The 24,678-nt window shown below is 40.8% G+C and carries 24 protein-coding genes; 4 read left to right on the forward strand and 20 right to left on the reverse strand.

Going from position 1 to position 24,678, the window contains the following annotated elements:
• Positions 1 to 56 precede the first annotated feature (56 nt).
• Positions 57 to 620 carry a hypothetical protein gene (locus DW019_RS13870; protein WP_118443956.1) on the forward strand — a complete coding sequence of 188 codons (564 nt, stop codon included), beginning with the start codon at positions 57 to 59 and terminating at the stop codon, positions 618 to 620.
• 419 nt (positions 621 to 1,039) lie between these two features.
• On the opposite strand, the gene DW019_RS13875 is transcribed toward DW019_RS13870, so the two are convergent.
• From DW019_RS13875 to DW019_RS15210, 3 genes are read right to left on the reverse strand one after another with little or no spacing between them, the layout of a single operon-like run.
• A complete protein-coding gene (locus tag DW019_RS13875; protein ID WP_118443957.1) occupies positions 1,040 to 1,456 on the reverse strand; it encodes a cytidine deaminase in 417 nt (138 codons plus the stop codon).
• An 18-nt stretch (positions 1,457 to 1,474) separates the two neighbouring features.
• Entirely contained in the window at positions 1,475 to 2,230 is a 756-nt protein-coding gene (locus DW019_RS13880) for an endonuclease/exonuclease/phosphatase family protein (RefSeq protein ID WP_118443958.1), read from the reverse strand.
• A 54-nt stretch (positions 2,231 to 2,284) separates the two neighbouring features.
• Positions 2,285 to 2,440: a hypothetical protein gene (locus DW019_RS15210; RefSeq protein WP_182431155.1), complete on the reverse strand. Its 156-nt coding sequence runs from the start codon at positions 2,438 to 2,440 to the stop codon at positions 2,285 to 2,287.
• Positions 2,441 to 2,706: 266 nt separating this feature from the next.
• On the opposite strand from DW019_RS15210, the gene DW019_RS13885 reads away from it, so the two are divergent.
• The 3 genes from DW019_RS13885 (at position 2,707) to DW019_RS13900 (ending at position 5,233) form a co-directional block, all read left to right on the forward strand.
• On the forward strand, positions 2,707 to 3,012 hold the full coding sequence (locus DW019_RS13885; RefSeq protein ID WP_022376635.1) for a helix-turn-helix transcriptional regulator: 306 nt from the start codon (positions 2,707 to 2,709) through the stop codon (positions 3,010 to 3,012).
• 33 nt (positions 3,013 to 3,045) lie between these two features.
• A complete protein-coding gene (locus DW019_RS13890) occupies positions 3,046 to 3,387 on the forward strand; it encodes a phenylpyruvate tautomerase MIF-related protein (RefSeq protein ID WP_118443959.1) in 342 nt (113 codons plus the stop codon).
• An 895-nt stretch (positions 3,388 to 4,282) separates the two neighbouring features.
• Entirely contained in the window at positions 4,283 to 5,233 is a 951-nt protein-coding gene (locus DW019_RS13900) for an Rpn family recombination-promoting nuclease/putative transposase (RefSeq protein WP_182431156.1), read from the forward strand.
• Positions 5,234 to 5,310: 77 nt separating this feature from the next.
• Here DW019_RS13900 and DW019_RS13905 read toward each other — a convergent pair whose 3' ends face one another.
• The 17 genes from DW019_RS13905 to DW019_RS13985 form a co-directional block, all read right to left on the reverse strand.
• On the reverse strand, positions 5,311 to 6,090 hold the full coding sequence (locus tag DW019_RS13905) for a ParA family protein (RefSeq protein WP_118443961.1): 780 nt from the start codon (positions 6,088 to 6,090) through the stop codon (positions 5,311 to 5,313).
• 17 nt (positions 6,091 to 6,107) lie between these two features.
• Positions 6,108 to 6,362, reverse strand: a complete 255-nt coding sequence (locus DW019_RS13910; protein ID WP_022376641.1) for a DUF6465 family protein — start codon at positions 6,360 to 6,362, stop codon at positions 6,108 to 6,110.
• A gap of 17 nt (positions 6,363 to 6,379) precedes the next feature.
• Positions 6,380 to 8,188: an O-antigen ligase family protein gene (locus DW019_RS13915; RefSeq protein WP_118443962.1), complete on the reverse strand. Its 1,809-nt coding sequence runs from the start codon at positions 8,186 to 8,188 to the stop codon at positions 6,380 to 6,382.
• Between the two features lie 12 nt (positions 8,189 to 8,200).
• On the reverse strand, positions 8,201 to 9,040 hold the full coding sequence (locus DW019_RS13920) for a patatin family protein (protein ID WP_118443963.1): 840 nt from the start codon (positions 9,038 to 9,040) through the stop codon (positions 8,201 to 8,203).
• A gap of 195 nt (positions 9,041 to 9,235) precedes the next feature.
• Positions 9,236 to 10,867, reverse strand: a complete 1,632-nt coding sequence (locus tag DW019_RS13925) for a polysaccharide deacetylase family protein (protein WP_117479842.1) — start codon at positions 10,865 to 10,867, stop codon at positions 9,236 to 9,238.
• 186 nt (positions 10,868 to 11,053) lie between these two features.
• Positions 11,054 to 12,301: a glutamyl-tRNA reductase gene (hemA, locus tag DW019_RS13930; RefSeq protein ID WP_118443964.1), complete on the reverse strand. Its 1,248-nt coding sequence runs from the start codon at positions 12,299 to 12,301 to the stop codon at positions 11,054 to 11,056.
• Between the two features lie 2 nt (positions 12,302 to 12,303).
• Positions 12,304 to 13,281 (reverse strand): porphobilinogen synthase, encoded by a 978-nt coding sequence (hemB, locus tag DW019_RS13935; protein ID WP_118443965.1) that lies wholly within the window; start codon positions 13,279 to 13,281, stop codon positions 12,304 to 12,306.
• A 36-nt stretch (positions 13,282 to 13,317) separates the two neighbouring features.
• Positions 13,318 to 15,006, reverse strand: a complete 1,689-nt coding sequence (locus tag DW019_RS13940; protein WP_118443966.1) for a M14 family zinc carboxypeptidase — start codon at positions 15,004 to 15,006, stop codon at positions 13,318 to 13,320.
• 108 nt (positions 15,007 to 15,114) lie between these two features.
• Positions 15,115 to 15,471, reverse strand: coding sequence for a 50S ribosomal protein L20 (gene rplT, locus DW019_RS13945; RefSeq protein ID WP_022376648.1), 357 nt, complete (start codon positions 15,469 to 15,471; stop codon positions 15,115 to 15,117).
• A gap of 22 nt (positions 15,472 to 15,493) precedes the next feature.
• Positions 15,494 to 15,697 carry a 50S ribosomal protein L35 gene (gene rpmI / locus DW019_RS13950; RefSeq protein WP_022376649.1) on the reverse strand — a complete coding sequence of 68 codons (204 nt, stop codon included), beginning with the start codon at positions 15,695 to 15,697 and terminating at the stop codon, positions 15,494 to 15,496.
• An 18-nt stretch (positions 15,698 to 15,715) separates the two neighbouring features.
• A complete protein-coding gene (gene infC / locus DW019_RS13955; RefSeq protein ID WP_022376650.1) occupies positions 15,716 to 16,210 on the reverse strand; it encodes a translation initiation factor IF-3 in 495 nt (164 codons plus the stop codon).
• A gap of 538 nt (positions 16,211 to 16,748) precedes the next feature.
• Positions 16,749 to 17,120: a DUF4190 domain-containing protein gene (locus tag DW019_RS13960; protein ID WP_022376651.1), complete on the reverse strand. Its 372-nt coding sequence runs from the start codon at positions 17,118 to 17,120 to the stop codon at positions 16,749 to 16,751.
• Between the two features lie 14 nt (positions 17,121 to 17,134).
• The gene (locus DW019_RS13965) at positions 17,135 to 17,446 is read right to left on the reverse strand and encodes a DUF4190 domain-containing protein (protein WP_118443967.1); all 312 of its coding nucleotides are present in this window, start codon (positions 17,444 to 17,446) and stop codon (positions 17,135 to 17,137) included.
• A 13-nt stretch (positions 17,447 to 17,459) separates the two neighbouring features.
• Positions 17,460 to 19,421, reverse strand: a complete 1,962-nt coding sequence (gene thrS / locus DW019_RS13970) for a threonine--tRNA ligase (protein ID WP_118443968.1) — start codon at positions 19,419 to 19,421, stop codon at positions 17,460 to 17,462.
• 326 nt (positions 19,422 to 19,747) lie between these two features.
• Positions 19,748 to 21,343: an endo-1,4-beta-xylanase gene (locus tag DW019_RS13975; protein WP_118443969.1), complete on the reverse strand. Its 1,596-nt coding sequence runs from the start codon at positions 21,341 to 21,343 to the stop codon at positions 19,748 to 19,750.
• Positions 21,344 to 22,026: 683 nt separating this feature from the next.
• On the reverse strand, positions 22,027 to 23,433 hold the full coding sequence (locus tag DW019_RS13980) for an APC family permease (RefSeq protein WP_118443970.1): 1,407 nt from the start codon (positions 23,431 to 23,433) through the stop codon (positions 22,027 to 22,029).
• 20 nt (positions 23,434 to 23,453) lie between these two features.
• Complete coding sequence (locus DW019_RS13985; protein ID WP_118443971.1) at positions 23,454 to 24,584, reverse strand: tyramine oxidase subunit B; 1,131 nt, start codon at positions 24,582 to 24,584, stop codon at positions 23,454 to 23,456.
• Between the last annotated feature and the right edge of the window lie 94 nt (positions 24,585 to 24,678).

The following is a 24,678-nucleotide window of genomic DNA, read 5'->3' on the forward strand; positions in this document are numbered from 1 at the left end:
GAAAGGAGAATAATCCATTACCCTCAAAAGAGGATAATTGGATTATACGTGATTGAATGAAAAAAAAATGTGCAAAAAAATATATAATATATATGTATGTTATACCAACAGGAGCAGTTCTTTGGTATATAGTGTGGCTTATTCTTTCATGTAAAACGAATTGTAACATTAAGTTGTTGCAAGAAAGTGATGGTTTCGAGGAATTATGTAAGGCTCTTCTAAATTATACATCCATTTTATTGGGAGTATATGGCTTTTTTATTCCAGTAATAATCGGGAAAATGAAAGAGGATTTTAGCCTCAAATTTTGGAAATTGATAGACAGGAACAATTTTGCAAAAGACAACCATCGTATTTTTTTGGCTGGAATTATGACAATTTTGCTTGGCGCAATCCTATTACTTAAAGATATAATGAACATTTGGGTAATAAATATTTTAGTGATTTTTCTGATCTGGAATTTGCTATTTTTTTCATGTAGTATTTATAGATTTATAGGAATATTTATCAGATTAATTGTTGGTGGTAAAAACCAAGATAAAAACAGTGAGTACAAAATAACCAATCCGATAACCGAATCTGAAAAGGCTGAGCTTGAAGAAAAAATAGATAAGTTTTAGCTAATCTCGTGAAACTCTATTGGGTGTTTGTGAAAAAGTCGACGCTTTTTTACTCATCTGAGACGTGGAAAAAGATAAGAACAGGTCACAGATGTAGTCTGCCTATTACTTTCCGACAGTAAATTTACCCCATCTCTATCAAAAAAGCACTTGATATATTTTTCTACTAGTGATATTATAACTATGTGGGAAAGCTTCCACTCCAAAGTGGATGCTCCCACGAAGGTTAAATGCCCTTACGGACACCGCACATCCTGTGGTTCAGACAGGATAGGCATTTTTATTTTCGTTTTGTCTTTCTCTTGTTGAGAAAGGCAAGTAACGCTTTGTATCAGATTTGATGTGCCCCCAAAAAGTCTAACTTTTTGGGGGCACATCAAATCTGATACAAAGCGTTACTTCGGTTAGAAGCCCCCTTTTCATTCTTCAACTAAAAAACGTTCTCTTCCCCACCAATCAGGAATTAATTCTTTAAGTCGAACGATTCTTCTCTTTTCAAAATCCACAAGTATTTCAATGTCACCACTATCTTTATCTAATTGCATCATATACTCTCTACACGCACCACACGGAGCGCCAACACTTCCATCCTCAACAACCGCAACCATTTTATCGATTTGATGCTCACCATTTGTTATCATATTAGCAATCGCATTTCTTTCAGCACACATTCCCAGTGTACTTGCCGTATCAATACAAACTCCAACATAAATACTACCTTTCTTAGTCAAAAGTGCAGCTGCAACACCCCCTGCCTCTATAAACGGAGAAATCACTCTCTCTTTTTGCACTTTTCTTGCTTCACAGTATAATTTTTTCCAAATATCCTCATACATAATAACACCATCCTAAAATTATTCCATTTCTACTACTACACCATAATGATCACTTGCTGCCAATGCTATATCTTCATAAATTGCTGTGCCAAATACATTGCACCTGCTCAAAACGGGAAATTGCTGCGGATATGTATTTTGCAATAAAATTCTGTCAAATCTTGAATTTGTCTCCACCGTATTTCCTTTAAATCTAGGATTTTTCCGAAAATCAAGAGTATTCTCAGCTTTTTTATCAGTAATTTCCGCATATGCAGATGCCAAATCAAACCAACACGGTAAGGCTTCACAATTATTCAACGTACATTCTCCTAATAAAAACCGCTGTACATCCGAAAAATCACTACAATTAAAGTCACCCGCCATATAAACATAATCGTATGTTTTTTTATCCACTGCATTGACAATTTTTATAATTTGATGCTCTCTGATTAATACACTATCCCACGGAAGATGAACATTCACAACCGCTATTTTTTGAGAATTATAAAAAAATGAACAATAAATTGCATTTGCTTCGCCTATCCATGTCTCACATTCTAAAAAGGGCATTTTCGCCATTATACATAACCCTTCCTCATTATCTGGATAATTATCAAAATACCAATAGGGATAATCAGCATTTGCTGCAATACCTTCAGCCAATTTTCTACTTGATACCTCCTGAAGACATATCACATCAGCATTTATTAATTTTATTTCATTTACTATATATTTAATTCTATATGGCATTCCACTTTCTGAATTCCATATATTATATGTAGCAATTTTCAAATTCAAACTCTCCTTTCTTTTCCACACCTTAGTTCTCTCTGCCTCCGTGTCCGTCTACGCCAACAACGAAACAAAAAAACAGTTATCAAAAAGCTGCCACATCAAAAAGGACATCATTAATATTAATCCACCAAAGAACAACCAATTACTGCCTTTTTCAATTCCTTTGCAAAACAAAATTAGTCCAACAAGTACAAACAATAATTTCATATCCTATTTCCCCTCATTTTTCAAAGGTCATTATAACATATATTGGTAATCTATGAAAGAAAAAGCCCCCACTGCATTTTTTTAGTATACGCCCCCTCGTCAAAATTGCTTTCCGTTTTTTTATCTCAGCCAAAACTCCTCCCCTAATACATTACTCTTTACCGATTTCATATTTACGTTATTTAATTACGTTATTTTACACTGCTTTATTTTGTAATACCAAGTATAATATTACTTATGAATTTACCTAAGAAAGGGGTTTGACAATGAATGTATTAGACCGTATCGTGGAATTACGGCTGGAGCGTGGCTGGACCGAGTATCAACTATCCCAGCAGTCCGGCATCACCCAATCAACGATTTCAGCCTGGTATCGAAAAAACACATTGCCGTCCATTCCCTCTTTGCAAAAAATATGTAACGCATTTAATATTTCAATGTCTGAATTTTTTATGGAGGAAGACACCACTTCTGTTCATTTGAATGAAACGAGGTTTCGCTTACTCCGCTATGCAGAGCGCTTAAATGGTACACAGTTAAGTTCTATGCTTAAATTTCTGGAATCCCTTTGACTTATATCATAAAAAAGAAAGAGAGGTACTTTTATGCCATTTATTGATTCAAAAATTACCGTATCGCTCACCCCGGAAAAAGAGGAAGCTATCAAAACAAAACTTGGTGAGGCTATCCAAATTTTAAACAAATCGGAAACGTATCTGATGGTTGGATTTGAAGATAATTACGATTTGTACATGGGCGGTTCGAAATTGGACAAGGGAGCATATGTTTCTGTCAGTCTGTTTGGTCAGGCATCTCCGTCTGCCTATTCAGAAATGACAAAAGTTATTTGCGACATTTTAAGTGAAGAGCTTTCCATCCCGGGAAATCAAGTTTATGTCACTTACCACGGTGTGAACGACTGGGGCTGGAACGGCAGCAATTTTTAAATGTATCACCAAGGGAAAAGCAGAGAATTCCATTTTGCGAACTCTCTGCTTTTTTCTTTTAACCGTATTTGTTGGCAAGTAATTTGATGTACTTTTTCTTTCTCGTACGAGGAATTTTTATTTTCGCCGCCGGATAAATTCCAATAAACGCCTTTTTTCCAATAACTTTCAGTTTTTTTGTTTTTATGTCTATGTACCTCAGCTGCCTTGTACCGTAGAACGCCATTTTCCCGATTGACTGTATGTTCGTGCCAATTAGAGCACGACGAATTTTTCTGTTTTTATAAAAAGCACGGTCAGCAATTGCTACGACATCAAAACGGATTCCTTTGGTCTCGCGGCATTTGTAAAATAATTTTTCGTACTGCCGCCCCCATTCAAGTCACAACCGGTATCCTGCCATCCCTTTTCCTCATAACATTCTTTTGGATAATATACTTTTACGTCGGAACAATTATAATCTGTGGTTGGAAAACATCCAAACAGTATTCCTCCCTAATTTGTCCCGTCCAATTTGCAAGTGGTATATGAAGCATCTCTCCAACTATTAACATACTGTGTTTTACCAATTAAACCTCCAACTGTATCACCACCAGAAACCTTGCACTGTGATTCTGTTTTTTCCGTAATCTGACCACCCCCACTTTTTTCACTTTTCAAAAATTCTCAGCGCAATACGCCACGCTTTACCAACAAGTCGTTTTGCGCCTCTCTTTTTTACGTTTTTTCGCCCTTTATGCTGTTTTTAACTTCCTTTCAAGCGGGCGCAAGTCGCTTTACGATTGTAATAAAATATATTGACTTTTTCTTCATTACATGCTAGTATATTTACAAACAAGGGTGGGAGCAAAACCGTTCTCCTTGTTATTTCTATTTGATAAAAGGAGGCATGCTATTGGGAAGTAAAGATTTAGCTGAAAAGAATTTATTACAATACAAAGATGTTTTTTCCGACATCGTTAATGTAAACTTATTCGGCGGCAGACATTATATATCTGCAAACGAATTATCACGAGAACCCGGTGAACTGATTACCAAGTCCTCTTCTGACAACAAACTGAAACAACTGCAGATGGATATACCGATGAAGTGTAACAAAAAATATAACACCCGCTTCTTTGTCTGTTTGGAAAACCAGAGCGATATCAATAACATTATGCCCGTCCGCGACATGGGATATCAACATGCAAAATATATGGAACAGGTTCGGACAATCAAAGAAACAAATCGACAGCAGCAGGCTTATCCGTCTCCTATTACCAAGGAGATTCATGACGCTCAAAAACTGGATCCGGTTATTACACTTGTTTTGAATTACAGCCAAAAAGAATGGAAAAAGCCTAAGCAGTTACAGGATGTGCTTAACATCCCCGACGATATGCGTGAGGAGTTTGAGAAGTGGATTTCACCCCATTCAATTGACATTATCAACTTAGCCAATCAATCCGAGTCCACGATGCAGATGTATCACTCCGACTTTAAATACATCGTCCGGTATCTGTCATGCAAAAATGACAAAGAAAAATTAGAATCTTTTTTCCGCACAACGGATTTTAAACTTGACCATCCAGAAGCCTTTTTAGACTGGCTGGCCGCTGTCGCAAATGACGACCGTTACATAAAGGCAAAACAGTTAATCGATAAACAAAACGAAAAAGGAGGACATATCAACATGTGTGTACTTTTAGATATGTATGAAGAACGCGGCGAAGCTCGCGGCATCCATGAAATTAACACCTTAAATCTCCGTTTACTAGACGACAACCGTTTGGAAGACATGCAGCGTGCCATGGTAGATACTGACTATCAAAAAGAACTTATGAAAGAATACGGCATTGGAAAATAAGCAATAAAATAGGATGCCCGAGCAAAAAGCTTGCCCCTGACATCCTTATATAACACAAGATATTCAATATATGTATCTTACTTTCCAAGCAGTTCTTCGACAAACTGGTTGTAATCCTGCATCGTGGTACAGTTTGGCGCATAATCACTGAGCAGGCGTTTTTTCAACTGTGCTTCTTTTGTTTTGACGCACTCGCGAATTGCCGTTGGGAACAATTTAGTGCCAAGTTGCGTGGCAACTTCCTCGATTTCCTGACGTACATCTTTTTCCAAATTGGAGCGGCCGGCGTACTTCACAAGCAAAAGGCCGGCAATCTGCAAATTGCGGTTCTGACGCTTTTGAACGGCATGAATTGTATCACTGAGTTTTGTTAGTCCCTGCAGTGCAAAGGCATCCGCCGTGACCGGGATAATCACTTCGTCCGCAGCAATCAAACAATTGTATAATACAATATCAAGAGATGGTGCTGTGTCAATTACGATGTAATCATAGCCGTCTAACATTTCAAGCGCATCCTGCAAACGGTACATTCCTTCCACATTTCCGTCTAAAAGTTTTCCCGCCTTGGCAAGCAATGGGTCCGAAGCTACAATATCTCCGTTCTCCATGTGTTGCACAGCCTCATCAAGCGGCACCGGGTCCTCATCAACCATGACATCATAAAGAGTTGCCGTATCCTCAATTGCTGCCTGATAGGTACTTGTGCTGTTCCCCTGTGGGTCCGCATCAATTAATAAAGTTTTTCCTTTCTGATTCAAAATCCCTGCTAATGTTGTAGCGGTTGTCGTCTTACCAATACCGCCCTTCTGGTTTGCAATTACATAAACCGTTGCCATAATTTTCTTCCTTTCCGACATTCTTGTCCCACATCCTTTTAAAATGCAATCTGGCCCTCAATTTTCTGATTCACCACATAATAAACTGCTTGTTCTTCCGGTTTCACGTAAATATCAAGCTGTTCAATTTCCTCTTCTGCAACTCCTTTTGTTAAAACGTCATCGTGAATCAATTCTAGCAAATGCTTTGTCGAACGTTCACGCCCTTCGTACTGAATCACCATATTTTTCTTTGCACTGGCGAAACCCCCAATTTGTTTATTTGCTCTTTCCACACTGCATCTTCGAGCCATACAATCACCTCCGTATTTTACTGTTCTTCCTCTTTCGCTTTACTGCGTTTTATCATATGATTTACGGCAAACCCAAGTCCCATAAGGATCCAGAACAAAGGTGCCACACATACACTTGAATCATTTGCAAGACCAACTACCATGTAACCACTGGCACCACAAAAAATTGCCATTGCTGTTTTGTGAAGCCATGTCTTTTTCTCTGCATTCATGCAATTCTTCCATGTTGCAATAACAAGCATCACGTACAAAGCAATCAATGCCAGACAGGCAAGCATACCGTCCTGCGTCCAAATCTGAAGATACATATTATGCGGTTTCGTAATAAGCTGCGCATTAAACTCAGAATTCACTTTTCCCACATAATCATTATTCGGAAATTCATATACAAAATTATCCGCACCAACACCAATCAAGGCCGTTGATTTAAGCATTGGAAATGTACGTGACCAAATATAACCACGGCGGGTCGCAAAATCGTAATTATTTTCAAAACCAATCGAATCCACTTTTCTTAGTTTGTCCAATCGTCCCTGCGGATTATAATACAAAAGTTTATTATCTTTTTTCACCAAATCCCACGTTTTTCCATCTGCACCAATTTCAAGACACGGAATCGTTGTTTTATCGACCTCAACAGCAGATGCCGAGAATTTAATCTTTTCATATCCTTTTTCTGCAATCGTCACAACATTATTATTTGTCGCAGTCTCCAGTGTTTTTCCCTTTTTATCCTTCAAAGAAAAGGAACCGATACTGTCAGTCGAAGTAAACTCTCCTACAACCGTCTTTCCGCTGCCGGTCACAATTTCAAACGAATTTTTCTTTGTCTGAATGGACGAAATAGTATTCGTCGTTTTTTCTCCCTCGCTGCCCGTAAACCGGTTTAAAATGCCGGGTTTTGCAACGAGCACGCAGACCACCGCAGCAATACACACAACAACCGCCCCAACCGAAACAAGTAAATGCTTTTTCACATAAGGAAGCAGAAAAATGAGTGCTGCAACAACAGCTCCGGCAACACCAATCAGTCCGGTCAATGACTGTGAGCCATACAGCATAATCAACTGGCAAGCAGTAGATATCAGAGCCAGTACACGAAATGTCATTTTCTTTGCCGTAAAAAGCAAAAGAATCGTAATCGGTAAAACAACCGCCACATAAGAACCAACATAGTTCGGATTGTGAAGTGTAGAATATGCCATACCCTTACCAAATGTCAATTTTATATTAAAACCACTTCTGCCAGCCAGTTCAGTCGTAACCAAAGGCCTTGCCCAGGCACTCTGAATCCAATCCAGACCAAACGTTTGGAATGCACCGAGAATACCAACAACACAAGAGCCGGCAGTCAGTCCGTTAAGAAGCCACTCCACTACCTCTTCTTTCTTCACGTAACCATACACAAACAAAAAACAGATTACATAAATAAGAAGGACAAATACGCCCTCAAACTGCTCATAACCGCCTAAGAACGCATCCTCTGCATGCTCCGCTCCCATCGCCGAAAACAGCGAAAATAAGGCAAACACCGATGCCGGAATCAACGGAATCCACACATTTTTATCAAACAATCTGCCATTTTCACCAGTACAAAGCCAATATGCCAAAATAACCGTAACAATGGCACCCAGTATCATCAAAAAATGCGATTTATAATACAAAAAGAAATCTGTCACCTGACCATTTGCCGATGACCATAATTGTTTACTCAATCCATTATCATAAATATGTGCATTGGTAATCAATGGAAGCACTGCCAGTATAAGCAAAATTGGCACAAAAAACTTTTTCCCATATTCTTTTTGCTGCTTTTGTTGTTTCATTTGCAATCTCCTTTATTCCTCAATAAACCTCTTGATTTTTTTCATCTTTTCTTTTGTCATGCGGTAACCATGCCAATAAGCCATTTCCAGTTTCCGCACATCACTTTCAAAGCTGTTCAGCAAATGGTTCGGCCGTAGAATCATCACTTTTCCTTCCTTCGCTAACGCCTCACACTCTTTCACTACAGCATTGTAGCGGTCCGGTCTCTCCATAATCACTCGTTTAATCTCCGGATATTTATGTCCTAGCATTCTGGCACCCATTTTATCATATTTGCCATAACGTTTCACAAAACCGCGTGGCTGCGTAAGCACAACAATTAATTTGTCACAACCGTCATCTAACGCTTTTTTAAACGGAATCGGGTCAACCAGCCCGCCATCGTAATACTTCTGTCCGTCCAAATCAATCGCTGGGAAAAACATTGGCAATGCACAGGTTGCACGAAGCATTGTAAATTTCTCATCCATATCCATTGCGTTTTTATACTCAATCTGTCCGGTTTTTGCATTTGTCACACCAACCAGACAAGTTCCCTTATATGAACGAAAGGTGTCCCAATCAAATGGAATTAAGTGGTCCGGAATTTCTCCAAAAACAAAATCCAGTCCGAAAATACTTTTATTTTTTTTCCAGTTGCTCCGGCTCATATATCGCTTATCATTACGGTATTTCTGCATAATTTCCAAATTTCTCTGTGGTTGTTTAGAAATATACGAAACCCCATCCGCAATTCCAGCGGAAACACCAATACAGTAAGGCAGTAATATATTCTCCGACAACAGTGCATCCATCACACCGCAGCTAAAAATCGGTCGAAATGTCCCACCTTCAAAAACAATCCCTGTCATATGCATGCTCCTTTCACGCCATTTGCTCTATTTTATCACAGATAAAGAGACGCCGCAACCAAAGAGCGGCATGTCTGCGTATAAAATAAAAATAGCAAAAGAAGTTCCATTCGTTTATATCGAACAAACTTCTTTTGCCATCTTTAGACTATTTTATTATAACAGCCCTGCTTTTCAACAATCCATTTTCAAATCTTACTCAGCGTTATTGTATTTCACACCTGTCATAAGCTTTTTGCCTTTAATAGCAAACAATTCAGAAACGCCAACTACCTGATATCCTTTGTCTTTGCACTGCTCCAAAATTTCCGGAACTGCCTCTGCTGTCTTATCATGAACGGAATGCATGTTAATGATACCGCCATCTTTTAAGTTATTGATTACATTGTTTACCAAATCATCTTTCGTTGTTTTATCCTGATAATCCTGACTCCAAATCGATACATCGATAAACGGTTTCTCGATTACTGCATACATCGCCTGACTATAAGCAACGTTTGGCGCACGGAACAAGAAGTGTTTGTATCCGGTGATTTCAGAAAGAAGTGCATCTGTCTTAGCAATCTTCTCTTTGATTACCTCTGGTCCTACACTATTCAACCCATTGGAATCATAAGAATGATTTGCCACCTCAAATCCAGCCTCTTTCGCTGCAAGAACTTCATTTCTGGAATCCTCATCATGCTCAATATGAGCACCGATGTAGAAGAATGTTGCATGAGCGCCTGCTGCAGTTAAAGCTTTCTGAATCTTCATACCATTATCAACAAATCCTGTATAACCTCCCGGGCCATCATCAAATGACAAAGCAACAACCGGTTTTTCAGGGTCAATGTTTTTGTCAATCCAATTCTGATCAAGACCATCGTATTTGAACTCAGAAGATTCAAATTCCGGTGCTACTGTTGGTTTTGGTGTTGGTTTGCTTGCTCCTGCTGCCGGATAAGTAGCTCCTGCTCTGGCAACAAATACAATGCTTGTAATCTTAACGGATTTCAACGTTTCCGGCCAACCATAACTAGCAGCCGCATCCATCGGCTGGATGTTCAATCCAACGGCAGGACCTGTTACTTTCTCATCAAATGCTACCGATACGGATGTAGCACCCGCTGCCATGTTATAATTAAATGCTACACCATCATCAAAACCTGTCAACTGCTCTGTTGTACCTGCTACAGCAATTTTACCAGCTGTTAATTTGGAAGTGTCTTCACCTTCAAAAGTAAGTTCATAGCCAATTTTTACTTCCTTAAAATAAGCCAAATCAAAGCGTGCATCCAGCTGGCTGCTAAAATTAATCGTTGCCGGTGAAGAACTGAATTCGGTATCGCCAACTTTTGTCATATCAATTGTAATGTCTTTTACTGCCTCGCCCTGTTCCGGAGTAGCGGTTGGTGTCGGTACTACAGCTGTTGGTGTTGCTGTCGGTGCCGTACTTGGTTTATTCGTGTTTGGTGCAGTGGTAACTGCCGGTGCTTTTGTAACTGCCGGCTTCTTTGCCTTAACAGTAACTTTGCAGGTCAGTTTTTTCTTTCCAACCTTTGCTAATACGACTGCCTTTCCGGCTTTCTTTCCTTTTACTACGACACTTGTTTTCTTTTTCTTCGAAAGACTAACAACCTTTTTACCTGACTTAATGGACCAAACTGCTTTCTTTCCATTCTTCAACTTAATCGTCTTTTTCTGTCCAACCGAAATGCTTACTTTCTTTGTGCTAAGTTTCGGTGCCTTTTTCTTTGCTGCTGCCGGTGAAGATGGCATTGACACGCCAAGAAGCAATGCTGCCGTCATCACATAACTCATTGTTTTACAAAACTGTTTTTTCAACCTTGTGTCCTCCAATCATTTTTTGTTTTTGAAACCGCCCCGTAAACAAACCCTGTTTCGTATACGATCCCTCTCTTTGAGATTATTGTAACACCAAGGTATAACTTTGTAAATATATTCCATGCGATATTATAACATTTTACTTATAGTTATTTTAAATAAAAGTATAAGGTTACGCTTATACTTTTATTCATCTTCATACATTCGGAATAATGTTTTTAAGATATTCTGGTACTCTTTCTGCTTTTCTTCGTCCTCCAACTGCTTTAATTCCTGAATCGGCTCACGAATCAAGCGCTGCAAAGAAGCATGAAGCACCTTTTTCAATAATTTCTGCTCTCTGTGATTCAGAGAAATTTTTCGATTTAAATATTCATAACTGTCCGTCTCAATCTGTGAACACCGTTTCTGCAATGTCTCAATCGTACCATCCACACGGCTCAATAAAAGCCATTCCATCGTCTCCTGCACCTTTTCTTCAATCACCTGTTCACAGGCTGCCGCCAGTTTTTCCCGCTCATTCTGATTTTTTTCGGTAATTTTCTGCAGCGTATCCATATCAATCAACTGCACCCCCGGAACTTCTTGTAACCGGCTGTCAATATCCCTCGGTGATGCCAAATCCAAAAACTGCATTTGTCTGACACCCGTCTCTTTCCATTTATCGTACAAAACAACCAGATGCGGCGATGACGTTGCTGATACAACCGTTTCACACCGTTTCATCGCATCATAACGCTCATGATAGTCCACCACTGTCAAATTTTCATGTACCGCTAACAATTCTTTTGCGTGCGCAAGCGTCCGGCTGCACAGATAAACCTTCTTAGCTCCGTATTCAAACAAATATGTCAAAGCAAGTGCCGCCGTTTTTCCGCTTCCAATCACAAGGATATTTTTCCCGCTAACACCACCGGCCCGATGTAGCTCTTTCACGCCAATATAACTGACTGACAGTGGCTTTTCACTGATACGGTAATTCGTCTTAATCCACTTGGCACACGTCACCGCATCCCTTACAATGCGCTCCAATTCTTTGCCGCTGTGCCCCATGGTCCTGGCAAAATCCATCGCCTCAACAACCTGCCCTAAAATCTGATCTTCACCTACGACTAACGATTCCAAGCCTGCCGCCACGCGGAACAAATAAGAAACCGCCTCACTGCCCTCTTTTTTCTTACAGCAATCCCCAAACGAAACATTCGGGAAAATGCCCTGGTAGCAGGACTGCACCTGCTCCCCCGTCACCGCATCCGAATGAGAAAAATAGAAAATCTCGCTGCGGTTGCAGGTCGAGACAATCACACACTGTTTTAAGCCAATGACAGAAAGCCGCTCCCATAATTCAATTTTTTTTGAGTCGGGTAACGCCACCTGCCCGCGCAGGGCAAGTGGTGCTTCTTTATAGCAAATTCCAACATAGCCAAAAATCATGGTTACTGCTCCTTTTGTTCTTCCTTAAGCCACCGTGCCACGTCAAGAGCATGATAAGTAATAATCATTTTTGCACCGGCACGCTTAAATCCAATCATGTGCTCCATCACAATTCGTTTTTCATCAATCCAGCCTTTTTGCGCAGCTGCTTTCACCATCGCATATTCTCCACTGACATTATACGCCACAATCGGAATGTTATAATGAATCGAAATATCTTTTAATACATCCAGATACGCCATCGCCGGTTTTGCAATAATTAAATCAGCACCTTCTTTGATGTCCTGCTCCACTTCCCGCAGAGCTTCTTCTCCATTTGCCGGGTCCATCTGATAACTTTTACGGTCACCAAATCCCGGTGCCGAGTGTGCGGCATCACGGAATGGGCCATAATATGCCGACGCAAATTTTGCACTGTAGGACATAATCGGCGTATTATATAGGCCTTCTTCATCAAGAGCCTTGCGGATTGCCTCAACACGTTTATCCATCATATCACTCGGTGCAATGATATCTGCTCCTGCCTTTGCATACACAACAGATGCCTTTGACAAAAACGGAAGCGTCTCATCATTTAAAACTTCCCCATCGCAAATCAGACCGCAGTGTCCATGTGATGTGTATTCACACAGGCAGACATCCGCAACAACAACAAGTTCTTTGTAATTTTTCTTAATATAGCGAATCGCCTGTGGCACGATTCCGTCTTCGGCATACGCACCACTTCCCTGCTCATCTTTGTGTGCCGGAATACCAAACAATAAAACTGCCGGAATCCCTGCCTCACGCACTCGGTCAAGTTCTTCATGAAGTCTGTCAATCGAATACTGGCAGATGCCCGGCATCGACTCTACCGGTTCACAAATATTTTCTCCTTCTATTACAAAAATCGGATAAATCAATTCGTCCACCCGGACATGATTTTCCCGCACCATATCTCTCACTCGTTCGTTCATCCGCAGTCTTCTCGTTCGTTCCATTTTAATGCACCTTCCTTTTCGTATCCAATTACCTGTTTAATAAGATAGCATAAACCAGCGAAACATCTTTTTGTTTCGTTTATAAATCTTTTTATACTGAGAGTGCGGCAAAGGGCATGGCACTGTCCCTGTTTCTACCGTAACACTCACAATTTTCTTCTCGTACACAAGCCAGTCCGCAAAGCCTCCGTGTTCTTCTGTACTCGAACTCTTTGGCATCATTCGGTAATGATTTCTCTTTTTTATTTCACTTGCTAACCTGTACTGCTTTTCATGCAGTGGCGACGATACATCAAAATCCCAGTATAAAATACTGCCGGTCGAATGGAGATTCAACACCGTCTTTGGCGATATCCGCTTAATAAAAGAAATTAATGCCTTCGTTTCCTTTTCGCTCGCTGCCTTTTTTCCTGTATATGTTGTGGCATCCGGTTTCCTTTTCTTCCCCTTCTTTTTATCCTTTTTCTTATCTGCTGAAAAACCGGCAGGGAAATTATTGTTAATATTAACCCCTCTGGCATTATTTTTCCACGTATTGAAATGCCCTATCTTCTGTATTTTCTTGCGAAGTTTTGCATTGCGGATTCCACTTGCCCCATACTGCGAAATTGTCACACCGTCCGGGTTATCCATCGGCAGAATATAAAGGCATGTCGAACGGAATCTTGCGCGGTGCTCACCATATTCCCGAAGAATTTCCTCGGTCTGTCGCATAATGACCTGTGTATTTTTCCACTCTCTGGCATGAATTGCCGCATCAATCACAAGTTTCTTTGCCGCAGAAGGATTTCCCACACGCAGGCACCAGATTTCCCTGTTGTCATATGTCCTGCCAAGGCTCGACAGCCCTGTTTTTCCGGGGTATTTGTGAGCAATCTTACGCAAATCTCTTGTCATCTCTGCATAGTCGTATTTCTTATCCTTTTCACTGACAATCCACGGCTCTTCTTTTACAACAATTTTAATCCTGCACTGGTTTTTATCCGAATCTTTTACCTTTACAAAAAGGTAAGTCGTACCCTTCTTTTTCGCCGTAATTCGTCCGTTTTTATTGACACTTGCAATCTTTTTATTCTTTATTTCAAAAGACAATTTCTTTTTGGCATAGTTAAAAGAAACTGTCGCTTTTTTCTTTTCCCATAACTTTATTTTGCTGCCGCTTTTGCTTTCAATTTTTTCATTAAAATAAATGTAAATATAGCAGTTTTCGCCTGTCACTTTGGACGTCGCTTTTAAGAGCGTGTAATTTTTTTTGTTTTTTGTCTTACATTTTACCACACCGGAGGAAGAAACGGTAACTAACTTCTTTTTTACTTCTTTTTTCGAAGCACCTCCGTAAACCTCAAAAGTAGATGCCTGTGACATAACAAGTTTTACCGAATCGGTCGTATACGAGTAAAGGTGATATACCTTTTCCCCCTTCACTTTCCGATAATGAATCCCCTTCATGCCGCCTTTATAATACTTAGCGTGAGGCGATACCAGTTCATATTTTTTCACCGGCTTTGGAGTTTCATTTGGCTGTGGCGCAGCTGTTGGCTCCGGCTCCTCTGTGGGCTCCGCGGTCGGTTCTTCTGTCGGTTCAGGCGTTGGCTCTTCACTCCACTCCGTCTGATTGTTCTTCTGTCTTGCCTGCAAATGGGCAGGACTCCCGCTTATGAGGTCACATAAAATTAAGGTTGTGGCAAGCAATGCCGCTATTTTTTGCTTATGCGTCTGACTCATTTCCCTTATTTCCTTTCCATTAATCGTGATGTTTCACTTTTACTGCAAGATAAAAGGTACCTCACAATGAGATACCTTTTTGTACTTGTTTGTTATAACAGATAAAGCTTAAGCTAATTTGCTTTTTGCTACTTCTACCAAAGAAGCGAAACCTTCCGGATCGCTGATTGCCATCTCAGAAAGCATTTTACGGTTTACGTTTACCTCAGCAAGTTTCAAACCATACATAAATTTGCTGTAGGAAAGACCATTCATTCTAGCTGCTGCGTTAATACGAGCAATCCAAAGCTGTCTGAACTGTCTCTTTTTCTGTTTTCTACCTGTATAGGACTCTTCCAACGCACGCATAACAGACTGTTTTGCAACACGATACTGTTTACTTCTTGCGCCTCTGTAACCCTTTGCCAGTTTCAATACTCTTTTATGTTTTTTCTTTGCGTTCATTCCGCCTTTAATTCTAGCCATTTGTCAGTTCCCTCCTTCGCCATTAGCTGTATGGCATAATCTTTTTCATTGTTTTTACATTAGTTTCATCTACAAGAGCAGACTTTCTGAGATTTCTTTTTCTCTTTGTTGTCTTCTTAGTCAAAATATGACTCTTGTATGCTTTGTTTCTTTTCAATTTACCGGTACCGGTAACTTTAAAGCGCTTTGCAGCAGCTCTTTTTGTTTTCATTTTCTGATTTGCCATGATATTATTCCTCCGTTATTATTTTGTGGCTGATAAAAACATTACCATACTTCTTCCTTCCATCTTCGCAGGTTTGTCGACGGAAGCAACGTCCTTTAATTCTTCAAAAAACGCATTCAGGATTTCCCTTCCTACATCTTTATGAGCCATTTCTCTACCACGAAATCGGAGTGAGACTTTTACTTTAGCTCCCTTTTGCAGGAATTTCTTTGCCTGATTTACTTTCGTGTTCAAATCATTGGTATCAATGTTTGGCGAAAGTCTGATTTCTTTTGTCTCGATGGTTTTCTGTTTCTTCTTTGCTTCTTTTGCTTTACGAGCCTGCTCATAGCGGTACTTGCCGTAGTCAATAATTTTGCACACCGGCGGTTTTGCAGTCGGTGCAATCTTTACCAAATCAAGTCCTGCATCTTTTGCTTTGAAATATGCTTCTTTTGCCGACATAATGCCAAGCTGTTCTCCATTTGGTCCAATTACACGAACTTCTCTGTCGCGAATCTGCTCGTTAATCATTAAATCGCTTATTGTTCTTACCTCCTAAATGAAAAAAAGATAGCTGTTTCTAAAAGCCAGCTATCCACGTAAAACATTTCCTATCATTATAATAGATGTGAACCAATACCGTGTGATAACAAATGTTATACGGCAAGGTGAGAGTGGATAACTCTGCTTTTTACACCTTTGGTAGTGTACCATAGAAAGGTGGTGTGTGTCAAGTGATTGCTGTTAACTTTTTTTCAGTTTCCGTAAATGACCTTAATTCAATTTATTGGATTCCTGAAAAATCAGCAGCAATCACTTGACCACACACGCTTACATACAAAGTATCAGCCATGGTATTAAGGCAGGACAACAAATGATTGGGGGGATGTCATTTATTGAATTCCAGTAATTAGGCAGAAAAACTTTGAAACTCGTGGGTTTTGAGTACGTCGGTATGTAGCGCTGGTAGTTTCAGCGCCCATACCGCTACGTACTCAACGAGCGAAAGCGCCCACGAGATACAAAGCTTTTCTGCCTAATTACGGAAACAATAACACGCACCCCCCACTTAATTTACCATCCCCGATATATCAACCTTAATAAACTGCTGAAGCCATTCGATGATGTCTTTTTCGTTTGCAGGATTTAAGTTCTGAATTGAGGATAAATTTTCGATTGTCATGTGGTCCCAGCGAATCATCCAGATTCCGTATGCCAAAATCACGGCATTTAAAACCAGACCGATGGCACTCAAAATCAATCCGATGATTCCTAATTTTTTCGCATTTTTACCGCCTTTTGCCACTGCAATAATGCTAAAGACAAGGGCGATTGCGGCAGGGATTACGCCGATACCTGTTCCAAAACAGCAAAAACAGGAAATTCCACCTAATATAAGAGAGGCAATTGCAAGCCCTCTGTGTCGATTTATATCTGTCATAGATACCTCCATTTCTATATCCTGCCGTATGGGGCGAAAAAGGATGCTGTCTGTTCCAGATGCTGCATCGACGAATTATTCGTAATTTTAATTAACAGCACCGCTACGACAATGGCAAGGATGACCCCTGCCACTCCCACAACGATACCGGCAATTGCTGCATCTTCCTGATTCGGATTGTCATCCCGAAGTCCCAAAATTCCAAATACGATGCCAAGCACTGCCATTACCAAAGAAATGGACCATTGCATACAACAAACCATCGAAGCACATGAAAGCACTAACGACGCAATCGCTTTTGCATTTGTCTGTCTATTCTGCTGCATACAAACCTCCTGCTTATTTACTCTCCGGTGTCACTTCTACCTTACGAATTTCTTTCGTACGGATTTCCTTGCAAATGTCATCAATGAACGTATCTAAAGACTGCGCACCCTCGTCTCCTTTGAAACGGCTGCGAACGGATACAACGCCTTCTTCCTCTTCTTTCTGCCCAACGACGAGCATATACGGTGTTTTCTGAAGTCTTGCCTCGCGAATCTTGTAACCGATTTTTTCGGAACGGCTGTCCACGCTGCAACGGATGCCATTCGCCTTTAATTTCTCTTCCACACTGTTTGCGTAATCGAGATATTTCTCGGAAATCGGCAGAACACGTACCTGCTCCGGTGAAAGCCATGTCGGGAATGCACCGGCATATTTCTCAATCAGCCATGCTAACGTTCTCTCATAACATCCAATCGATGTTCTGTGGATGATGTATGGGCGTACTTTCTCACCATTTTCATCAATATAATACATATCAAACTGTTCCGCCAAAAGGGCATCCCACTGAATGGTAATCATGGTATCTTCTTTACCGTATACATTCTTCGCATTGATATCTACTTTTGGTCCGTAGAAAGCGGCCTCTCCGACATCTTCAGTAAATGGAATGTTCAGTTCAATCAGAATCTGACGGATATCTTCTTCTGTCTCATTCCATACTTCCGGCTCGCCGATATATTTTTCACGATTTTCAGGATCCCATTTACTCAGATGATACGTTACATCTTCTTCAACTCCAAGTATCTGTAAACAGTACTGAGCGAGAGCGATACAATCCTTAAATTCTTTTACCATCTGATCCGGACGCACAATCAAATGTCCCTCAGAAATTGTAAACTGGCGGACACGAGTCAAGCCGTGCATTTCACCGGAATCCTCATTACGGAACAATGTCGATGTCTCACCATAACGGCATGGCAGGTCACGATAGGATTTCTGACTTGCCTTGTAAACATAGTACTGGAATGGACAGGTCATCGGACGAAGGGCAAATACTTCCTTATCCTTTTCCTCATCGCCAAGAACAAACATACCTTCTTTGTAGTGATCCCAGTGACCGGAAATCTTGTACAAATCAGATTTCGCCATCAAAGGTGTCTTCGTTCTCATGTAACCGCGCTTTTCTTCCTCATCTTCAATCCAGCGCTGTAAAGTCTGGATAACCTGTACACCTTTTGGCATCAAAAGCGGAAGTCCCTGACCGATTACATCAACGGTGGTAAACAGTTCCAACTCACGTCCCAATTTATTGTGGTCGCGTTTTTTAATATCTTCCAAATGCTCCAGATAAGCATCCAAATCCGCTTTCTTTGTATAAGCAGTTCCGTATACACGGGTAAGCATTTTATTTTTCTCATTTCCTCTCCAGTAAGCACCGGAAGAAGAAATCAGCTTCATTGCCTTTAACGGTTTTGTATTCATCAAATGAGGACCGGCACACAAATCAATGTATTCGCCCTGCTGATAGAAAGAAATCTCGGCATCTTCCGGTAAATCTTCAATCAACTCAACCTTATACGGCTCCTCACGTTTTTTCATCAAATCAATTGCCTCTTGTCTTGGCAGGGTAAAACGCTCTAATGTCGCACCTTCCTTAACAATCTTTTTCATTTCTTTTTCAATCTTGTCCAGTGCCTCACGATCCAATGGTGCTATATCAAAATCATAGTAGAAACCTTCCTCAATCGAAGGTCCAATGGCACATTTGGCATCCGGATACAATCTCTTAATCGCCTGTGCCAGCACATGGGATGCAGTATGACGGAATGCTGCTTTTCCTTCGTCGCTGTCAAATGTCAAAATATTCAGTGTGTGTTCGCCATCTACTATTGTGCGCAAATCCACAACTTCGCCGTCTAACTCGGCAACACATGCCACTCTGGCAAGTCCTTCACTGATGTCTTTGGCAATATCAATAATGCTCATTGCCTGTGAATACTCTTTGCTTGAACCATCTTTTAGTGTTACTTTCATGTGAATTCCTCCTGTTCTCATTCAATTTCAATATACAAGAAGGCCTCATCCCTTCTCGCTGTTATAGTTCGAAGGGACGAGGCCATAAAATCAATGTCTCGCGGTTCCACCCTTGTTGGACGAAATAGTAATAAATCATCCCGGCTTCATTCTGACGATAACGGGGTCACCGGACCGGATTGGGGTCACTCCGAGGTAGTTTTCAAACGGTTTCCATGAAAATGCTTCCAGCACAAGGCATTTCTCTCTGACATGTTCTGCGTTTTACTCATCTCATCTACGTGTTACCGCTATTATAATCTTGAAAATTTAAAATGTCAACACCTTTAAATTCTTTTATTTGCAAGAACCTCATACACATTCTTAAACGAATCTTTCACCGCATACAATTCCGTGAACAAACCACAATATGGACCATTCATCGAGTAGCCATAGCTGCTTTCATCCAGCGATGGGTCATCCTGCCATCCCCAAATTGAAACCGCTTTTAAAGGTCGGCTCTCCTCCAATTTTTTAATTTCTTCATCTGATTTTCCGGTGCATTTTGCCGAAATTTCATTTACGTCCACAAACATCTGGAACAGTTTTTTATAAAATGCAGCATGTTTTTTCTTCATGGCGGCCGTCCCCATATAATTTCTTACTGCCATTTCGGTCACCTGAACTTCACAGCCAAGTGCTGCATAAGTCTCAATTGATTTCTTAATATCCGAAATATTCTGCTCATTCATGCATCCATTCTGAGTTCCGTAACCGCCAATGTATCCCTGCATGCCAACGCCGTCACACAACTTGCGCGTATTTCCCTTGGCATCCTTTGCATAACTGTTAATGCTCTTAACCAAATTTACGATTTCCTCACGCTTTGATTTGTAGAAAGAATTGTAATCATTATAATACAATTTGATATCGGCCCCAAGTTCATCTACCGTATTTTTCGCATAAAGGAACGACTGCTCCACATAATCACTGCCAAGAATTTTATAAAACTGATTATCTTTTCGGAGATTTCGGTTGTCATTTCCCACATTCTGGTCTGCTACAGCCTCATTTACAACATCCCAGCAGTAAATCACACCCGGGTATTTCTTTTCAAAATGAGTGATTACTTCTTTAATATAATACTGAAGACGTTTCTGCATAACCGCCTTGCTTACATATTTCTTACTTGTGTCATAGCCCTCGCGGAAGAACCAGTCACACATATACGCGTGCCAGACAAGGACGTGACCGCGCATCTGAATTCCATTTTCCTTGGCAAACGAAATGATGGCATCAGCTTTTTCATAATTCATCACTGGCATTCCATCTTTACTTTGCGCAGATTTTGCCTGGTCTAAAAGCGAATATGCCTTAAACTCATTTCCTGCTGTCAAACTGTTAAAATGGTACTTCACAAGATTTTTGTAGTTGTCATTTGTTGTAACATTTGTGTAGTTTACAACGGTTCCCAACTTGAATCCATGCTGCGCCGCCAACTTAGCAAGCGGCTGATACTTCGTCGTCGCATTTAACACGTTCGCCTTTTTCTTCGCCTCAGGAGAAACGTATTTTGTTACGCTCACCTTACATTTTAAAGTGACTTTTTTCTTCTTTTTGGCACCTTTCTTCTGATACCAAACCTTGGCTTTTACTGTCGCACTGCCTTTTTTTAATCCCTTAATGGTGACCGATGTCTTTTTCTTTTTCGTCAGTTTTGCCACTTTTTTTCCGGACAAAGTCCATTTGGTTTTCACGATTTTTTTCGTTCCGTTTTTCTTAACCTTCAATGTCTTTGTCTTGCCAATATAGGCAGTCATTTTTGTTTTTGACAATACCGGCTTTTTCGCTTTTGCTTTTGCCTGCGCCTCACCTGCTCCGGCAAGAGAGCCAATCGTCAGGCATGCGGCAAGGGAAAGCGAGAGAATCTGTTTGCTTTTCATGCTGCTTCACTCCAATCTTTTATGATAAGAATAAGTATAGCACATTTTGTCGGTTTTGAAATCCTCTTTTTTTCTTTACTTTTGTCAACACTAGCAGTTAAAATCAGCCGATTACCCCACAGGCAATTTTTTCACCGGACGCCCCGGATGGCTGTGTCATGAAGTCATCCTCTGACACTATTGCTTTCAAGTATATGCCGGGGAATGATTTTTTGTTCTCAGTTCATTAAGTGAGAAAAAGTTTGTGCTAAATGCCGGAGAGAAGCTTATGCAACCTAAAACCTCACAAAAGTTCAAAAACGTTGCATGCTTTCGCCTGCTTTTCAAAATAAAACAACCAAAAAGGTTACAATGAATAAAAAGCGTTGCAATTAATACGTGATTTTTGCTGATAAAGCCTAATTTCAACGTAAAAATGCAACGCTATAAGATAAATCATAGAAAAAGAGTTGTCGAAGAAAATTTAAATCAGGTTTGGAGCAACAAATTTCTACCAAAAACGTACAGCCCGTCTTTTGGGGATTTCCGCAAATTATCAAGAAATGATTTGCAGCGAGTGGGTACAAACACGTGGGTATCAAGCTTGCGTATTTTGCAAGCTGATACCCCTACGCGTTTGTCTTAGCGAGAGCGCCCACTTGATGCAAACTTTTCTTAAAAATTTACGGCCCCCCAAAACACGGCTACCTCCAAATCCCCTTCTCTTTCCGTATCACATAATACAAATCATTTTCCATTGCCATAACTTCTTCCATCGGCACGCTCTTAAAGACCGGCATCCGCATTTTGTATTTAATCCAAAAGAACGAGTAGATACCAAGAATCAAAAAGGCAATTCCGGTTACGCCCCAGATAGCTAACCGCTCTGCCGGGTCGGTTGAAATATTTAAAATCATGTATGTTGTTCCTAAAATCCCGATAAGCGGCAGAATTTTACCGAGTGGAACTTTAAAGGAACGCGGTGCATTTGGCACTCTTTTTCGCAGAATCAGCACGTCAATATGCGCTAAGATATACGAAATCATCCAAAATACAGAGCCCACCAGAATCAAAAATGAGATTGCCGAGGAGGAACTGTCACTAATGAAAGCAAAAATCAAAATGGTAACACTGACAAATATTACACCGAAAAATGGTACTTTCCTTTTATTTGTCTTGGCAAAAAACTGTGGCATCATATTCATTTTTGCCATGCCCTGACAAATATTAGAAAGACCACTTACCGTTGAATTTTGCGTGCTGATAACCGCCAGAGCAGCCACCATTGTCATCCAGTATTTTCCTGCTCCGCCAAGAAGATTTTGACCGTATAACAAATGTGGTGCGGCAGATTCGGTCAGTTTTGCCCACGGCGTATAATTATGAAAACCTAATACCATGATTGCCTGCACCAGGCAAATAAGCACCAGTCCAATCATCATACCAAGCGGCACGTTTCGTTTGGCATTTTTAACATCTTTGGATATTGGAATGACATATTCGGCACCAATAAACAGCCAGAATGCCACTGCAGTTGTCGACACAATATCAGCGAAATTCGTTGACATGCTTGCCGGCTGGGAAACAACCTGTCCGGTTCCAAGCCCCAGGGCACCGATAATTCCCATAACAACCATCGAGCCAACCAAAAGGAATGCAACCAAATTCTGAATTTTAGCAAACATATCGACACCAAACAGATTTGCCACCATAACGATTACCGTCATGATAATGGTATAGCCGATGCTTGGAATCGGCAAATGAAGCGTCTGCGACATGGCATAGGCAAAAATCGATGCTTCAACACCACACGATAAAATGTTACAAATCAGATACCCTCCCACCATAGAAATCATGGTTGGAAACGGTCCCATACAAGCGAGCGTATACTGCGCCAGTCCTCCGGTCGTGTTTGGCATCAGACCATTTAGCTCAGAAAGCGAAGCAACCGTTGTCATATTCAGCAGACAGGCGATAATCATCGCACCAATAAATGGGATTCCCACCGTTCCTGCTCCCTGTCCCAATGACACTAGACAGCTTGTCGCAATGACAAGCCCGACAGAAACAGAAACCACACTTCCTAATCCTAATTTTTTGTTTTTCTCCATGCCAATTCCCCCTTGTTCTCTTAAGCCATTTCCGGTTTATCCCACAATGGCAGTTCCACACCAATGCCTTCTTTTAAAGCACGGCGGTAAACAGTAGCTCCCCACGCGATGTCCTCAACCGGCATGCCTCCAACAGAATATACGATAATTTCATCTTCGCTTTCCCGTCCTTTTCTCTCACCGGTAATCACATCTGCCACATCAATAATGTCTTCTCTTGTAATTTTCCCCATCTGTTTTAAATCCGTAAATTTACTTCCTACAATCTGCACCTGGTCGTAAGTCGGATATGGATATTCCTCCTCCCACGCCTCATACAATTTGTAGTTGTCCACAACTTTTTTACAGCCATTTACAAGGAAATCCTCATCAAAACGAGCGGCTGAAGGCATACTGATTAGTGCACCTTTTTTAATCCATTTCGTATCAATATAAGGAAACTCTGCCTCACTGTCTTTTACTGTTGTTGTCATGCTGATAATGTCACTGTCTTTTACAGCTTCCTCGATAGAATCACAAATCACAATATTTTTGATTCCCGGACATTCTTCTTTGACAAATGCAACAAATGAATCAATGGACTTTTGTCCACGCCCCTTAATTTTTACGGTATCAATGCCTGGTCTCACGCTGACAAAGGCACGAAGGGAAGTTTTCCCCATAACACCCGGTCCGATAATAGCGACTGTTTTTGCAGCCTCTCTTGCCAAATATTTGCAGCCAACACCGGGAATTCCCCCTGTTCGGTAAGAACTCAAAAGGTTTGCCGACATCATCGCAAGTGGTGCCCCCGTATCTTTATCATTTAACATCATCATCAAAATGGAGCGTGGCAGCCCTTTTTTCTTATTCTCCATGTTCGATCCGTACCACTTCATCCCCGCCATCTGATAGCGTCCGCCAAGATATGCCGGCATCGCCATGAAACGTCTGTCCTCTGCATTTTTCGGCATTCCTTCAAATTCCGGGTCATCCGGAAAAGTCACCATGCAGCCATGGGAGTTGTGATTTTTTCCGCCCATCACATAGTCCCCTTTATGTAAAGTCAACAATAAATCTTCCATTGCCTCCACACAAGCATCCATATCCGTCACACCTGCCCGAACCATATCCGGTTCACTTAAATATAAAAATTTGATTGCTGTATCCATTTTGATAACCTCCTTTGCCATCTATGCACCTGTTGTTTTTTGCAAATCATGACCACCAGCTCAGCTGGTGGTTTCCTCTGCGGCTATAAGCCTG

This window comes from Clostridium sp. AF37-5, from assembly GCF_003477605.1.
In the GTDB taxonomy this organism is placed as follows: domain Bacteria; phylum Bacillota; class Clostridia; order Lachnospirales; family Lachnospiraceae; genus Eubacterium_F.

Excerpts from the sequence above, each read along its gene's own strand:
- DW019_RS13870 (WP_118443956.1), top strand. The coding sequence starts at position 57 with ATGAAAAAAAAATGTGCAAAAAAATATATAATATATATGTATGTTATA.
- DW019_RS13875 (WP_118443957.1), bottom strand. The coding sequence starts at position 1,456 with ATGTATGAGGATATTTGGAAAAAATTATACTGTGAAGCAAGAAAAGTG.
- DW019_RS15210 (WP_182431155.1), bottom strand. The coding sequence starts at position 2,440 with ATGAAATTATTGTTTGTACTTGTTGGACTAATTTTGTTTTGCAAAGGA.
- DW019_RS13885 (WP_022376635.1), top strand. The coding sequence starts at position 2,707 with ATGAATGTATTAGACCGTATCGTGGAATTACGGCTGGAGCGTGGCTGG.
- DW019_RS13890 (WP_118443959.1), top strand. The coding sequence starts at position 3,046 with ATGCCATTTATTGATTCAAAAATTACCGTATCGCTCACCCCGGAAAAA.
- DW019_RS13905 (WP_118443961.1), bottom strand. The coding sequence starts at position 6,090 with ATGTCGGAAAGGAAGAAAATTATGGCAACGGTTTATGTAATTGCAAAC.
- DW019_RS13910 (WP_022376641.1), bottom strand. The coding sequence starts at position 6,362 with ATGGCTCGAAGATGCAGTGTGGAAAGAGCAAATAAACAAATTGGGGGT.
- DW019_RS13915 (WP_118443962.1), bottom strand. The coding sequence starts at position 8,188 with ATGAAACAACAAAAGCAGCAAAAAGAATATGGGAAAAAGTTTTTTGTG.
- DW019_RS13920 (WP_118443963.1), bottom strand. The coding sequence starts at position 9,040 with ATGACAGGGATTGTTTTTGAAGGTGGGACATTTCGACCGATTTTTAGC.
- hemA (WP_118443964.1), bottom strand. The coding sequence starts at position 12,301 with ATGATTTTTGGCTATGTTGGAATTTGCTATAAAGAAGCACCACTTGCC.
- hemB (WP_118443965.1), bottom strand. The coding sequence starts at position 13,281 with ATGGAACGAACGAGAAGACTGCGGATGAACGAACGAGTGAGAGATATG.
- DW019_RS13940 (WP_118443966.1), bottom strand. The coding sequence starts at position 15,006 with ATGAGTCAGACGCATAAGCAAAAAATAGCGGCATTGCTTGCCACAACC.
- rplT (WP_022376648.1), bottom strand. The coding sequence starts at position 15,471 with ATGGCTAGAATTAAAGGCGGAATGAACGCAAAGAAAAAACATAAAAGA.
- rpmI (WP_022376649.1), bottom strand. The coding sequence starts at position 15,697 with ATGGCAAATCAGAAAATGAAAACAAAAAGAGCTGCTGCAAAGCGCTTT.
- infC (WP_022376650.1), bottom strand. The coding sequence starts at position 16,210 with ATGATTAACGAGCAGATTCGCGACAGAGAAGTTCGTGTAATTGGACCA.
- DW019_RS13960 (WP_022376651.1), bottom strand. The coding sequence starts at position 17,120 with ATGACAGATATAAATCGACACAGAGGGCTTGCAATTGCCTCTCTTATA.
- DW019_RS13965 (WP_118443967.1), bottom strand. The coding sequence starts at position 17,446 with ATGCAGCAGAATAGACAGACAAATGCAAAAGCGATTGCGTCGTTAGTG.
- thrS (WP_118443968.1), bottom strand. The coding sequence starts at position 19,421 with ATGAAAGTAACACTAAAAGATGGTTCAAGCAAAGAGTATTCACAGGCA.
- DW019_RS13975 (WP_118443969.1), bottom strand. The coding sequence starts at position 21,343 with ATGAAAAGCAAACAGATTCTCTCGCTTTCCCTTGCCGCATGCCTGACG.
- DW019_RS13980 (WP_118443970.1), bottom strand. The coding sequence starts at position 23,433 with ATGGAGAAAAACAAAAAATTAGGATTAGGAAGTGTGGTTTCTGTTTCT.
- DW019_RS13985 (WP_118443971.1), bottom strand. The coding sequence starts at position 24,584 with ATGGATACAGCAATCAAATTTTTATATTTAAGTGAACCGGATATGGTT.